18 protein-coding genes are annotated in these 12399 nt (G+C 65.3%); 11 read left to right on the top strand and 7 right to left on the bottom strand.

All coding sequences use genetic code 11. The annotated features are described in order from the left end of the window. A partial coding sequence (locus AC0IXR_RS21790; protein WP_471762155.1) for a hypothetical protein occupies positions 1-214 on the top strand: 214 nt, incomplete at its 5' end. Here the strand turns inward: AC0IXR_RS21790 and AC0IXR_RS21795 are convergent. Beyond that, positions 208-720, bottom strand: a complete 513-nt coding sequence (locus AC0IXR_RS21795) for a DUF3016 domain-containing protein (RefSeq protein WP_471762157.1) — start codon at positions 718-720, stop codon at positions 208-210. The two genes, AC0IXR_RS21790 and AC0IXR_RS21795, sit on opposite strands and share 7 nt — an antisense overlap. 3 nt (positions 721-723) lie before the next feature. Further along, positions 724-1260, bottom strand: a complete 537-nt coding sequence (locus AC0IXR_RS21800) for a DUF2244 domain-containing protein (protein ID WP_207412286.1) — start codon at positions 1258-1260, stop codon at positions 724-726. 20 nt (positions 1261-1280) lie between these two features. Here AC0IXR_RS21800 and nth point away from each other — a divergent pair, with 20 nt between their 5' ends. Further along, positions 1281-2063, top strand: coding sequence for an endonuclease III (gene nth, locus AC0IXR_RS21805; protein ID WP_471762159.1), 783 nt, complete (start codon positions 1281-1283; stop codon positions 2061-2063). A 243-nt stretch (positions 2064-2306) separates the two neighbouring features. Continuing rightward, entirely contained in the window at positions 2307-3101 is a 795-nt protein-coding gene (purC, locus tag AC0IXR_RS21810) for a phosphoribosylaminoimidazolesuccinocarboxamide synthase (protein ID WP_026175628.1), read from the top strand. A 91-nt stretch (positions 3102-3192) separates the two neighbouring features. Here purC and AC0IXR_RS21815 read toward each other — a convergent pair whose 3' ends face one another. Then, a complete protein-coding gene (locus AC0IXR_RS21815) occupies positions 3193-3819 on the bottom strand; it encodes a hypothetical protein (protein WP_471762161.1) in 627 nt (208 codons plus the stop codon). Positions 3820-3863: 44 nt separating this feature from the next. After that, positions 3864-4322, bottom strand: coding sequence for an invasion associated locus B family protein (locus AC0IXR_RS21820; protein WP_056434711.1), 459 nt, complete (start codon positions 4320-4322; stop codon positions 3864-3866). Between the two features lie 296 nt (positions 4323-4618). Here AC0IXR_RS21820 and AC0IXR_RS21825 point away from each other — a divergent pair, with 296 nt between their 5' ends. Then, positions 4619-5026 (top strand): hypothetical protein, encoded by a 408-nt coding sequence (locus AC0IXR_RS21825; protein WP_471762163.1) that lies wholly within the window; start codon positions 4619-4621, stop codon positions 5024-5026. Positions 5027-5261: 235 nt separating this feature from the next. Here AC0IXR_RS21825 and AC0IXR_RS21830 read toward each other — a convergent pair whose 3' ends face one another. Together AC0IXR_RS21830 and AC0IXR_RS21835 are read right to left on the bottom strand one after the other, a co-directional pair. After that, positions 5262-5996: a M48 family metallopeptidase gene (locus tag AC0IXR_RS21830; RefSeq protein WP_056434307.1), complete on the bottom strand. Its 735-nt coding sequence runs from the start codon at positions 5994-5996 to the stop codon at positions 5262-5264. Positions 5997-6076: 80 nt separating this feature from the next. Next, a complete protein-coding gene (locus AC0IXR_RS21835; protein WP_056434310.1) occupies positions 6077-7345 on the bottom strand; it encodes a polyhydroxyalkanoate depolymerase in 1269 nt (422 codons plus the stop codon). A 194-nt stretch (positions 7346-7539) separates the two neighbouring features. Here AC0IXR_RS21835 and AC0IXR_RS21840 point away from each other — a divergent pair, with 194 nt between their 5' ends. From AC0IXR_RS21840 to purQ, 5 genes are all read left to right on the top strand, one after another. Continuing rightward, positions 7540-8925: an ActS/PrrB/RegB family redox-sensitive histidine kinase gene (locus AC0IXR_RS21840; RefSeq protein ID WP_056434312.1), complete on the top strand. Its 1386-nt coding sequence runs from the start codon at positions 7540-7542 to the stop codon at positions 8923-8925. Positions 8926-8965: 40 nt separating this feature from the next. After that, positions 8966-9568, top strand: a complete 603-nt coding sequence (locus AC0IXR_RS21845; RefSeq protein ID WP_056434713.1) for an ActR/PrrA/RegA family redox response regulator transcription factor — start codon at positions 8966-8968, stop codon at positions 9566-9568. Between the two features lie 114 nt (positions 9569-9682). Further along, the gene (locus AC0IXR_RS21850) at positions 9683-9922 is read left to right on the top strand and encodes a hypothetical protein (protein WP_056434314.1); all 240 of its coding nucleotides are present in this window, start codon (positions 9683-9685) and stop codon (positions 9920-9922) included. A gap of 151 nt (positions 9923-10073) precedes the next feature. Further along, positions 10074-10313, top strand: a complete 240-nt coding sequence (gene purS, locus AC0IXR_RS21855) for a phosphoribosylformylglycinamidine synthase subunit PurS (RefSeq protein ID WP_056434316.1) — start codon at positions 10074-10076, stop codon at positions 10311-10313. After that, a complete protein-coding gene (purQ, locus tag AC0IXR_RS21860; protein ID WP_056434317.1) occupies positions 10313-10993 on the top strand; it encodes a phosphoribosylformylglycinamidine synthase subunit PurQ in 681 nt (226 codons plus the stop codon). The genes purS and purQ overlap by 1 nt, the downstream gene beginning before the upstream one ends. A gap of 149 nt (positions 10994-11142) precedes the next feature. Here the strand turns inward: purQ and AC0IXR_RS21865 are convergent, their stop codons facing one another. Further along, a complete protein-coding gene (locus AC0IXR_RS21865) occupies positions 11143-11688 on the bottom strand; it encodes an adenine phosphoribosyltransferase (protein ID WP_027170828.1) in 546 nt (181 codons plus the stop codon). Between the two features lie 187 nt (positions 11689-11875). Here AC0IXR_RS21865 and AC0IXR_RS21870 point away from each other — a divergent pair, with 187 nt between their 5' ends. Then, a complete protein-coding gene (locus AC0IXR_RS21870; protein ID WP_056434318.1) occupies positions 11876-12100 on the top strand; it encodes a hypothetical protein in 225 nt (74 codons plus the stop codon). Next, on the top strand, positions 12097-12378 hold the full coding sequence (locus AC0IXR_RS21875) for a type II toxin-antitoxin system RelE/ParE family toxin (RefSeq protein WP_471762165.1): 282 nt from the start codon (positions 12097-12099) through the stop codon (positions 12376-12378). The genes AC0IXR_RS21870 and AC0IXR_RS21875 overlap by 4 nt, the downstream gene beginning before the upstream one ends. The last annotated feature ends 21 nt before the right edge of the window (positions 12379-12399 follow it).

Consider the following 12399-nt stretch of genomic DNA (forward strand, 5'->3'; position numbering starts at 1 on the left):
TCCATCCATCAGTGCCCAGAAGACACAACAGCCGCCCGCCGAACCGAAGTCCCCGCTGGCCGCCGCCGATGAACAGGGATATACGGACCACAGACGGAGACGTCAACCGCAAAAAGCGAGCGGTCGCATTTTTCCGAGCCGGCTCTTCATGCGGGACCTGCTCTCCCGAGCCCTTTCACTGACCCGATCGCTTCTTTCCGTTCCGCCCTATTGAGTTCGCTGGCTGCGGTTCGCGAAACGTCGCCTTGCCCATTCCCGGAGAAGTTCGCGCTCATAGGGAAAGCTGCCTGCTTGCGTGGTTCGGGCACTGAGCAGGAAATTGATATCGCTCACGCGATCATCGTTCGACGCAATGCGCTGACCCTGTTGGTTCAACAGCGAATATCGCAGGCGAAAGGAGGGCGGAGTCGCATCGGTGACGACCCGCAGGCCGTATGGGAAATTGGCTCCGGGATTGGGGAAGCCAGCGAGATCCACGTCCAACACATCGATGACCAGCCTCTCGCCCGGAGCGAGGTAGGGGGATACCGACTGCTCCATCAATCTGCGCAGCTCGGTGAGCGTCGCCTGGGGGCCAATCCCTGAACTGAACCGGTTGTTGGCATCGACGAAACGGTCGGGCTCGATGAAACGTATCTCGACCGATCCGCCGGGTACCGCGATCGCGGAGCCGGCAAAGCCGATCAGAACCAGGGCGAGCTTAACGAGCGCCGCTTGCAAGGTTCAGTACCCCCTCTTCACATCCGCCAATGCCCGCGTCAGTCCCTCGGCGATCCGCTCACGGACCGGCGGAGAGGCATCGCGTGCCACCACCACGTATTCCCGGCGGGACACCAGCGTCAGGGTCTGGAGGCCGTATTCCTCGTCCTCGACCTTGGTCAGCTTGGTCCACAGGGGATTGAAGCGCCATTCGCGACGCTCGCCGCGATGGGTCACCCGGGCCAGCATCACCTCAATCGGCGAAATCATGACCTCTTCGAAGGAGCGCCCGCGCTTCAGGCTCGTCTTCAACGCCATGTAGAGCGCGATCATATCGAGACCGAAGAACCCGGCGACCGGCCAGAATCCGGCTTGAACGCAGGCGATGGACGTGACGAGGGACACCGCCCCGCATCCGATCATCACATTGCGGAAGCCGATATGGCTCAGCGATTGGTGCGGACGGATGGTGGCCTGGAAAACCGGGACGTCGACGCTGTTGGGGTCGAGCCCGTCGGGATGGGATGGGATCGTGTCGCGAACCATGTTGCCGCTCTCCATGGGACACATATAACCCACCGATGAAGAGCCGACAGTCGAAGCCCCCAAAGAAGTCCGCGACCGCGACGACATCACCCGCTCCGAAAGCTCCTCGGACAAGGAAGAAGATCGCCGCGACCATCACCGAGCCGCTCATCGCTAAAGTTGAGACGGCCCCCTCCCCTGTCGATGCCGCGACAGTCACCGAGATCTTCGCGCGGCTGCGCGCCGCCAATCCGGAACCGAGGGCGGAGCTCGAATATCTCAACCCGTTCACGCTTCTGGTCGCGGTGGTGCTGTCGGCCCAGGCCACCGACAAAAGCGTGAACCTCGCCACCGCCCCCCTCTTCGCCATTGCCGACACGCCGGCTGCGATGCTGGAATTGGGTGAAGAGCGCGTCCGCGCGTTCATCCGCACGATCGGACTGTTCAACACCAAGGCGAAGAACGTCATCGCACTGTCCCGCATCCTGGTGGACCAGCATGACGGGCAGGTCCCGGCTTCGCGAGAGCATCTCGAAATCCTGCCGGGTGTCGGCACCAAGACCGCCAGCGTGGTGATGAACGTCGCCTTCGGAGTGCCTACCATCGCCGTCGACACCCACATCTTCCGGGTCTCGAATCGCATTCCCCTCGTCGTCGCGCCGACGACCGACAAGGTCCAGGCAAGGTTGGAAGCGATCGTGCCGGAGCCGTTCCGCCTGAACGCGCATCATTGGCTGATCCTGTTCGGACGTTACGTCTGCAAGGCGCGGCGCCCCGAATGCCCGACCTGCCTCATCGCCGACCTCTGTCGCTATCCCAGCAAGACCGTCGTCGCCTGAGGGGTTTGGCCCATCCATCGGCCGTGGGATGCGCGGGACTGCGTGCTCGCCCACCGCCATACACATCCGGCTCGCCCTGCAGGGCCGGGCTGCGGGCGGGTGCGTTGTACTGCAAACCCGCTTCGGGTAGTTTGCGCCACGGTCGTCGAGGCTTTCGACAACGATGTGTTCTCGCGGCCCGGCCTCATCGAGGCCGCCACGCCGCGGATTCCGCACATCATCTGTCCGAAGGAGTCACGGCCCATGGACTTCCTCAAACCACGGTATACGCCTATGAACCGCCGCCGTCGCATCTACGAGGGCAAGGCGAAGGTCCTGTACGAAGGACCCGAGCCGGGAACGCTCATCCAGCATTTCAAGGATGATGCCACCGCCTTCAACGCGCAGAAGCACGAGGTCATCGACGGCAAGGGCGTGCTGAACAACCGGATTTCCGAGTTCGTTTTCCAGCACCTCAACGATATCGGCGTGCCGACCCACTTCATCCGCCGGCTCAACATGCGCGAGCAGCTGATCCGCGAAGTCGAGATCATTCCGCTCGAAGTCGTGGTGCGCAACGTCGCCGCCGGCTCGCTCGCCACCCGCCTCGGCCTCGAGGAAGGGACGCAGCTGCCGCGTTCGATCATCGAGTTCTACTACAAGAACGACGCGCTTAACGACCCGATGGTGTCGGAAGAACACATCACCGCATTCGGCTGGGCGACGCCCCAGGAGATCGACGACATCATGGCCCTGGCCATCCGCGTCAACGACTTCCTGTCGGGCCTCTTCCTCGGCGTCGGCATCCGCCTCGTGGACTTCAAGATCGAGACCGGCCGCCTCTGGGAAGGCGACCTGATGCGCATCGTCGTGGCCGACGAGATCTCCCCGGATTCGTGCCGGCTGTGGGACATCAAGAGCCAGGACAAGCTCGACAAGGACCGGTTCCGCAAGGATCTCGGCGGCCTGATCGAGGCTTACACGGAAGTGGCCAAGCGTCTCGGCATCATGTCCGAGAACGAGAAGGTTCAGTCGGGCGGTCCACGCCTGGTTCAGTAGAAGCTTCTACCGGAACGGTATGAAAAAGGGGCCCCGCGCGAGCGGTGGCCCCTTTTTCCATGCGCGATCGATCGAAGCTCGTGGCCGAAGGCTACTGCGCCGCTTCGGGACTGGTCTCGGCCTGGGCGGCAGCCGGCGCGGCTTTGCGCTTGCGCTTTACCGTGGCCTTGCCCGGTGCTCCGTGAAGCGAGACGCCGATGTCGTAGCTCTCGCTCAAGGGGCGCGGGACCACGAGATTTTCCTCTATCACCGTGAACAGCCCCTGCGCCTCATTCGGCCCGATCGACACCGACACCTTGCGCGCCCTGGTCGCTATGATCTGGTCCCCGGCCTTGATGGTGAAATAGACCGGGGCCTCGAACCGACCCGGTCGGCCCGCCGGTCCGAGGAGGACCTGCCCCTCGACACCGACCTTCACGCTCACCGAGCCATCGGCCAGCCGCACGCATTCGCGGGCGAGACGCCCCAAGGTGATCTGGCTGCGCAGGCCCGCATTGTCGTCGGCCCGGCCGCCATAGCTGCGCAGGGCGGCACCGTTTTCCGCGACATCGACCGTCGGGCAATAGACCTCGCCGAGGTCGGCCGGCTGCGACGGCGGGACTGTGGTCCCGCCGTATTTCAGCATATTGGTGAACCAGTTGCCGTCCTCGGCCTTGGCTGACCAGGGCAGGAGGACCACCATCAGGGCAATGCCTACCGTTTTCGCGCGTGTCCGCATCCTCAGATCCCGCTGAATCGCCGGCGCGGGGCGCCGGAACAGGCCTATTTCAAGCTGGTGAACCCGTCGCCGAAGCCCTTCATCGAAAGGGGGATGCCGACCCCCTCCTCCGGGGTCTGGAACACGATGAACGTGGCCTGCACCCCGGCGCTGAACTGCTTGATGAGGTTCTCGTCCATGACCACCTCGGCGACGCAGCCAGTGGTGAGGCAGCGCACGAACCCGGCCCGCCCGACATCGGTCTTGTCGATCTTCAGCCCGAGGCCCGAGGGCAGCAGCACGCCGAGCGGTGCCACCACGCGCAGCAGGTACCCGCGATTGTCCGCTGTCTTGAGGACGATGACGACGAGGGTCAGGTTCGGCCTGTCCTCAGCCGCCAGATATTGGACCAGGGCGCATTGCTCGGCCTTCGCCCCCGCCGGCGTCTCGCAGCGAAGCTGCCAATCACCGAATGTGTTGCGGACCATGCCCTGCGCCTCGGCGCGGTCGCTCCCCGCCAGCATCGCACCGGCCAATCCAGCCAGGCAAAAGAGGCCGATCCGTGCGAGACGCCCCGCATCGGTCGCCCGCCCCTTGGCGACCCGCCTTGCGCGCCTCAGCATTCCTCGAAAACCCACGCGCCGATCCCTCTCGCCTCACCCCTTCTGGCCAGGGGCACCGGATGAAACCAGCGGTGTTCCGACCATGCGCGGCTATTCTGTGTCAAGCGTGACCACTAGTTTACGAACACGGACTATCGTTTCGCGGGAACACGCCCTAGTTCCGAGGGTAAAGCCACCAGTTCCAACGGACCGAGCCCATGCGATATCCTGCTACCGCCGCGTTCCTGATCCTTTCCAGTGCCTGTCTTGCCGGCGGCTCTTTCGCCGGCATTAATTCCGCCGCGGCTCAGTCGCTGCCGGTGGACGAGACCACCTATGTCGAGCGGTCCCTCAACCGCGACGGTCCGCTCGTAGTCGAGCATCGGCCGATCCGGCGCATGCCGGGCGGCCGCGTGAACAGCAATTCGGCCGAGATCGCCGGTTTCTGCCGTGATGGTGGATATGTCCGCCGCCTCGACGAGTTCGGCAACCCGACGATCCTGCGCCAGCGTGAGGTCTGCGACAGCGTCGCCCCTCGCACCATGCGACCGGGCGATGTCGACGCCCGCCCGACCTGGCCGGTCGAGCAGGTCGAGCGACGCCGGATCTTGCGCGCTCGCGGGTAGAGCGGCGCCCGATCACGCTGGGTCGGGACACATCGCGGGACGTTTGTTGTACCGAACACCTTTTCGCCGAACCGGCATCCACGTCGGCGAAGAGCGCTCCCGAGGGTCTCGCAAAGATCGTTTCCTGGTCTGCTCAAGTCTTGGTCTGCTCAAGAGAACCTGCGACACCCCCAGGGCCTCGGCGAGGCGAGGCGTTGGCGTGCGGATGCGGATCTGCTTCGAACTGAGTTGCGCCTCAGCCGTAGCGATGGAGGCTGGCGCCGTTGCGCTTGAGCCAGCGCTCGGCCTCTTCCACATGCGGGCACAGGGATCCCACCAGGGACCAGAAGCGTGAGGAATGGTTCATCTCGCGCAGGTGGGCCATCTCGTGCGCCACGAGGTAATCGAGCACCAGGGGGGGCGCCAGGATCAGGCGCCATGAGAAGTTCAGCTCGCCGCGCGCGGTGCAGGATCCCCAGCGCGAGCGAGTGTCGCGGACGGTGATCCGTTTCGGCCCCTGCCCGAGCTTTTCGGTATAGTGGGAGACCGACCGCGCTAGATCCTTGCGCACCTCCCGTTCGAGAAAATCCCTGACACGGCGCGGCAGGTGAGGAGCTTCGCACGCCACGGAGAGCGCAGGTCCGTTCTCCGCCTCCGTCACGAGCGTTACCCCGCTGCGCTCGCTGCGATGGAGAATGCGATGAGGCACGCCGCGCAAGGGGAGCTCGGCCCCCGCCTCGAACGCCACCCGATCCGGAACCTTGGCGAGCCGCATGGCGATCCAGCCGCCATGGCTCACCGCAAAGGTACGGGCCACGGCCAGGGAGGTCCGCGCCGGCAAAGTCATCACCACCTCGCCGGTGGCGCTCGAGACGCGCAATGTCAGCCTGCGCGCCGTCGGGCGGCGGCGCAGGACGACACGGAACTTCACGCCCTCGTGGAGGATGTCGATATGATCGGGATCGGACCCGCGCAGCAGGGCGACTCTCATCGGGTCAGCTTAACGGCAGCCTCCCGCCACCGCCATCTGTGCGTGGTTCACGTCCAGAACTTTCGCGCGCCCCGCCCGCATCACGCCGCCGGGCGTTCTTCGATGGCCGGAAGGGCCTGCATGTCGCGGATGAAGGAAGCGATCCTCGGCGCGATGATGGTGCGATAGCGCGAGCCATTGAACACCCCGTAATGCCCCACGCGTTCCTGCAGGTGATAAGCCTTGCGCTCGGGCGGCAGGTTCGGAGTCAGGTCGAGGGAGGCCTTGGTCTGCCCGACGCCGGAAATATCGTCGTTCTCGCCCTCGATGGCGAGGATCGCGCAGGTCCGGATGGCAGCAAGGTCCACCCGCTCGCCGCGATGGAGCATCTCACCCTTGGGTAAGGCATGGTCCACGAAGACGGTCTTGACCGTCTGCAGGTAGAACTCGGCCGTGAGATCCATCACCGCGAGATACTCGTCGTAGAATTCCCGATGTTTCTCGGCGGAATCGCCGTCGCCGGTCACGAGATGGTCGAACATCTCGGTATGGGCGTTGACGTGGCGATCGAGGTTCATCGCCATGAAGCCGCCGAGCTGGAAGAAGCCGGGATAGACGCTCCGCAAGGCGCCCGGATAGGTCAGCGGCACGATGGTGATGCAGTTGCGCTCGAACCATTCCGTGCCGCGTTCCTGCGCCAGGCCATTGACGGCGGTGGGAGACCGGCGGGTATCGATGGGGCCGCCCATAAGGGTCATTGAGCGCGGCACCGGCGTGATGCCCTGCGCCTCCATCAGTGCCACGGCAGCGAGCACCGGCACTGCCGGCTGACAGACGGCCATGACGTGAAGGTCCGGCCCGAGAGCGACGAAGATCTCCTTCAGGTAGTCGATATACGTGTCGAGATCGAACCGCCCGCTGGTGATCGGCACGAGGCGCGCATCCGTCCAATCTGTGATGAAGACCTGATGGTTGGGGAGCATCGCCTCCACGGTTCCGCGCAGGAGCGTGGCGTAGTGCCCGGACATCGGTGCCACGATCAGGAGCTTGGGCTGCGGCTCGGAGGGACCGCGCGCGAACGAGCGGTCGAAGGTCAGGACCCGGCAGAACGGCTTTTCCCACACCACCCGTTCGCTCACCGGCACGCTGGCGCCGTCGATCCAGGTTCCGGTGAGGCCGAAGGCCGGCTTGGCATAACGGCGGGTTCCGCGCTCGAACATCTCGCAAGCGGCGGCCATGGACTTCGCGTAGGGCGAGTAGGCGAGCGGGTTGGCGGGATTCTGCAGGCTGTGCTTGACCATGTCCGCGGTGAGACGGGCCGGCGCCGTCATCATCCGCCCGAACTCATACCAAGTGTAGGCCAAGCTCATATCCGCCCCTCCTCGTCGTCCCGCGTCGCGTCGTCCCTCGCGACCGGGCGCGCTAGAGAACGCCGCGCGCCGGGAAACGTTCGGATCGACGCGTGTGCGAGGTGAGACCGCGCGGGGCATGATTGCGCAGGGACGGGTGCAATCGGAGGGCGAGCCATGGATTCCCGCCAGCCGAGCACTATCGTTGAGCAGACATGATCGACATGAGCACCAACGGCTTCGTTCGCGATGCCCGGCATCTCCGTCTCGACACTTTCGTGCGCCTGCGCTGGCTCGCGATCACCGGGCAGAGTGCGGCCGTGGTCGGGGCGCAATTCGGCCTTGGCCTGCCTCTGCCTTTCGGCTGGTGCTTCCTCGTCATCGCGGCGTCGTCCTGGCTGAACCTCGCCCTGAGGATCCGGTTTCCCGCGAGCTACCGCCTGAGCGACGATTCGGCGGCCCTGCTCCTCGCCTTCGACATCATTCAGCTCGCCGCCCTCCTCTTCCTCACCGGCGGCTTGCAGAACCCGTTCTCGCTGCTCTTCCTCGCCCCGGTCCTGATCTCGGCGACGGCACTTCCGCCGGAACGGACGCTGGCGCTCGGACTTCTCGCAGTGGGTCTCGCCACCATGCTGGCGCTGATCCACCGGCCATTGCCGTGGTTCGCGGACGGGCGGCTCGAACTCCCCTTCCTCTACGTCTCGGGGGTTTGGACGGCGATCCTCCTCGGCACCGCCTTCACCGGCGTCTATGCCTGGAAGGTCGCCGACGAGACGCGGCAGCTCGCGCAGGCCCTCGCGGCCACGGAACTCGTGCTGGCGCGGGAACAGCACCTGTCGCAGCTCGACGGGTTGGCGGCAGCGGCCGCGCATGAACTCGGCACGCCACTCGGCACGATCATGCTCGTCACCAAGGAACTCACGCGCCAGCTCGCCCCCACGGCGTCCCCCGCAGTGAAGGACGACCTCAACCTCCTGCGCGATCAGGTGGACCGCTGCCGCGGTATCCTGTCGAAACTGACATCCCTCGATGGCGACGAAGCCGGCATCCTCCAGACCGTCACGCTGAGCCATCTCGTGGAGGAACTGGTGGCGCCCCAGCGCGCCATGGGCATCGCGCTCGACGTCACCAGCCGGGGCGACGGGGTCGAACCTGCCTGCCGGCGTAATCCGGGGGTCCTGTTCGGGCTCGCCAACATCGTCGACAACGCCGTGGACTTCGCCACCAGCCGCGTCGTCATCGAAGCGCGCTGGACCCTCGACAGGGTCTCCCTGGAGATCAGCGACGACGGCCCGGGCTTCTCGAGCGAGATCCTGCTGAGGGCGGGCGAGCCCTATGTCACCACCCGCAGCCCCGACAAAACGCGTGGCGGGAACAGCGTCGGCGCCGGCCTCGGCCTTGGATTGTTCATTGCAAAGACACTGATCGAACGCTCCGGCGCACAGCTTACGCTCTCAAACGTATCTGGGCACCAAGCAACCGGAGCCGTAGTCCGCGTATCCTGGGCGCGCCACATCTTCGAGCGTGACACGATTCCGAGGCGCGGTACCGAAATGAGCGCTCAGGTGCCCCTGACGGAACGCAGTACGGCCCCTATATAAGTTGCTAACAATTCGATCTTGGAAAATGGAGGAGCGTCAGATGCTGACGCAGAGTGGAAGTCCGGCGCCTGCCGCCGATGTGCTGCAGACTTCGGAATCCGATCCGCTGGCGGCTTTTTCCGACCGTTCGCTGCTGATCGTGGATGACGATCGGCCGTTCTCGACCCGCTTGGCGCGGGCGATGGAAGCGCGGGGCTACGACGTGCAGGTGGCCGAAAGCGTCGCCGAAGGCGTCTCGCTCGTCGAGAACCGCGCACCCGCATTCGCGGTCATCGACATGCGGCTCGGCGACGGCAACGGCCTCGACGTGATCGCGCGGCTGAAGGAGAAGCGCCCCGAAGCGCGGGGCGTCATCCTGACCGGCTACGGCAACATCGCCACCGCCGTAACGGCGGTGAAACTCGGCGCGTTCGACTATCTCGCCAAGCCGGCCGATGCGGATGAAATCCATGGTACGCTGATGGCCCAGCCGGGCGAGCGGGCCGACCCGCCGGAAAACCCGATGTCGGCCGATCGCGTGCGCTGGGAGCATATCCAGCGCGTCTACGAGTTGTGCGGCCGGAACGTCTCCGAGACCGCCCGCCGGCTCAACATGCATCGGCGCACGCTACAGCGCATCCTCGCCAAGCGCGCGCCGCGCTGATCCAACCCCGACGACGGGCTCGGTGGCGTGATGTTGCGTGGAACCGGACCGGCGCTGTAAAGCATCGGTCTCCCGCCGCAATCGCTGCACCGGGGCCGACGGAGACGTATCCCCGTGAACACGCGCAACCTGATCACGATCGTCAGCATGATGGTGCTGGTGGGCACCGAAGTTTTCGCAGTGGCTATCGCTGCCGGCTGGGCGCTGGCCGGTCTGTTCGATCTCGGCGACACCGTTGGCCATGTGCTGATGGTCCTGTTCAGTTCGATCGCCGCCTGGATCATGCTGCAGCTCTGGCGCCGGGCGGTGAGCATCGAACCGATTCGCAACGCTGCGCCCGCGGCACGCCGCTGATCGGGCGATACGCGTCGTATCTCGCACTCGGGTCCGCTCTGCGTCTCTCGCTGGACTGCGCACCACCGCTACGATGGCCCCGCCGCGTTGCATGGTCGGCATTTCCCGACTATCGCCTGACGGGCCGAGCCACAGCATCGAGTCCGAACCCATGAAAGCCCGCATCATCGTCACCTTGAAGACCGGCGTGCTCGACCCTCAGGGCAAGGCGATCGAAGCCGCGCTCTCGTCCTTCGGCATTTCAGGGATCGAAGGTGTCCGCCAGGGCAAGGTGTTCGATGTCGAGATCGCCGACACCGATCCTGCCAGCGCCGAAGCGATTTTGAAGAGCGCCTGCGAGAAGCTTCTGGCGAACACGGTCGTCGAGAATTACGAGATCGAGATCGTCTGATGCGCGCCGCGATCGTCGTCTTTCCCGGCTCCAACCGCGACGGTGACGTCGCCCGTGCCCTGCGCCTCGCCGGCGCGGAGGTGGTCAAGGTCTGGCACACCGATACGGCGCTTCCCGCCGGAACCGATCTCGCGGTCCTGCCCGGCGGCTTCTCTTACGGCGATTATCTCCGCTGTGGCGCCATCGCCGGCCGCGCAGCCGCCATGGACGCCGTTCGTGACCATGCCGCGCGCGGCGGACTGGTGCTCGGCATCTGCAACGGCTTCCAAATCTTGTGCGAATCGGGCCTGCTGCCCGGCGTGCTCATGCGCAACGTCGACCGGCGCTTCATCTGCCATCGCCAGATGCTGCGGGTGGAGCGCGCCGATACCCGCTTCACCTCGGCCTATGCCAAGGGACAGGTGATCGACGTCTGCGTGGCGCATGGCGAGGGTAATTACTTCGCGGATCCCGAGACCATCTCCCGGCTCGAAGGCGAAGGCCGCGTGGCCTTCCGTTATGCCGATGCCGCCGGCGAGCTGACCGTGGATGCCAACCGCAATGGCTCGCTGAACTCCATCGCCGGCATCTACAGCGAAAAGCTCAACGTGCTCGGGATGATGCCCCACCCGGAGAACTTCGTCGAAGGTCTCATCGGCGGGGTCGACGGGCGCGGGTTGTTCGAGAGCCTCGCGGCTTAGTGCGAGAGCCCCTCTCCCCTTTGCGGGAGAGGGTGCCTGCGAAGCAGGCAGGAGAGGGGAAGACTTCTTCCGAAGATGGCACTTCCCTGATCCGACCCGCCGGCGCGGGCCACCTTCTCCCGCACAGGAGAGAAGGAAGCGGCGCGCACTCAATGCCCGTCGAATTCCATCAGCGTCCGCACCGGAACGTCGAGGTCGCGCAGCTTCTGCGCTCCGCCGATCTCGGGTAGGTCGATGACGAAGCAGGCAGCCACCACCTCGGCGCCGATCTGGCGCAGCAGGTTCACCGCCGCGCAGGCCGTACCGCCGGTGGCGATGAGGTCGTCGACCAGCAGCACCTTGTCGCCCGGCTTGATGGCGTCCACGTGGATTTCCATCTCGTCGGTGCCGTATTCCAGGGCGTAGGCGATGGAGACGGTCTTGTGGGGCAGCTTGCCCTTCTTGCGGATCGGCACGAAGCCCGATGAGAGCTGATGCGCCACCGCGCCGCCGAGGATGAAGCCCCGCGCCTCGATTCCCGCCACCTGATCGATCCGCCCGCCCGCGAAAGGGTGGACGAGCGAATCCACGGCCCGGCGGAATGCGCGCGGGTCGCTCAGCAGCGTGGTGATGTCGCGAAAGACGATGCCGGGCTTCGGGTAATCCGGGATCGAGCGGATCGAATCCTTCAGCGCGGAGTGGCGGCGGGCTTCCATTCGGGTGGCTCTCTTCAGCAAATTCTGTCGCGGCTTAGATCAGATGCGGTGCCCCGGGACCAGAGGGGCATACCCGTCCGGTCGCCGATCCCGGCGCCGCATGGCGCCATCGCGGAAAGTGTTCCCCGCCCTCGCCCCCTTCTCGTGGACAGTTGGAACTGATTATGATGCGCCAGCGAGGTGAAACATGACGGATTTACTGGAGAAGGCGGTCGAAGCAGTCCGGCGGATGCCGCCTGCAGATCAGGACACGATTGCACAGGCCATCATCAGCATGACGGAGATCGGCGGCGCGGACGATATCGACCCGGACCATCTCCAAGACGTGCTGGACGCCATGGCGGAGGTCGGCCGCGGTGAATACGCCTCGGCCGAAGAAGTCTCAGCGGCTTTTCGGAGCTTCGAACGGTGAAGCTCCTCGTCTCCGCAACGGCCACGCGGAGGCTGCGAGAGATCGCGGATTATATCCATGAACGGCATCCCGCTGCCGCGCGAAGCATCGGTAGGGCCATCGAAGATGCGTTCGACCTCGTCGGCCGCTATCCGGAGGTGGGGCGGCGTCTGCCGAAGCGCGTGCGCCGGTTCGCAGTGCCTCGCTTGCCCTATCTTATCTACTACACGGTCGACGAGCGCGCGGACGCGGTCGTCATCCTGACAGTCAGACACGGAGCCCAGCGCCCGAGCACATGACCTAGGCCCGGCTTCGCACCT

Source organism: Methylobacterium sp. AC832 (assembly GCF_979256025.1).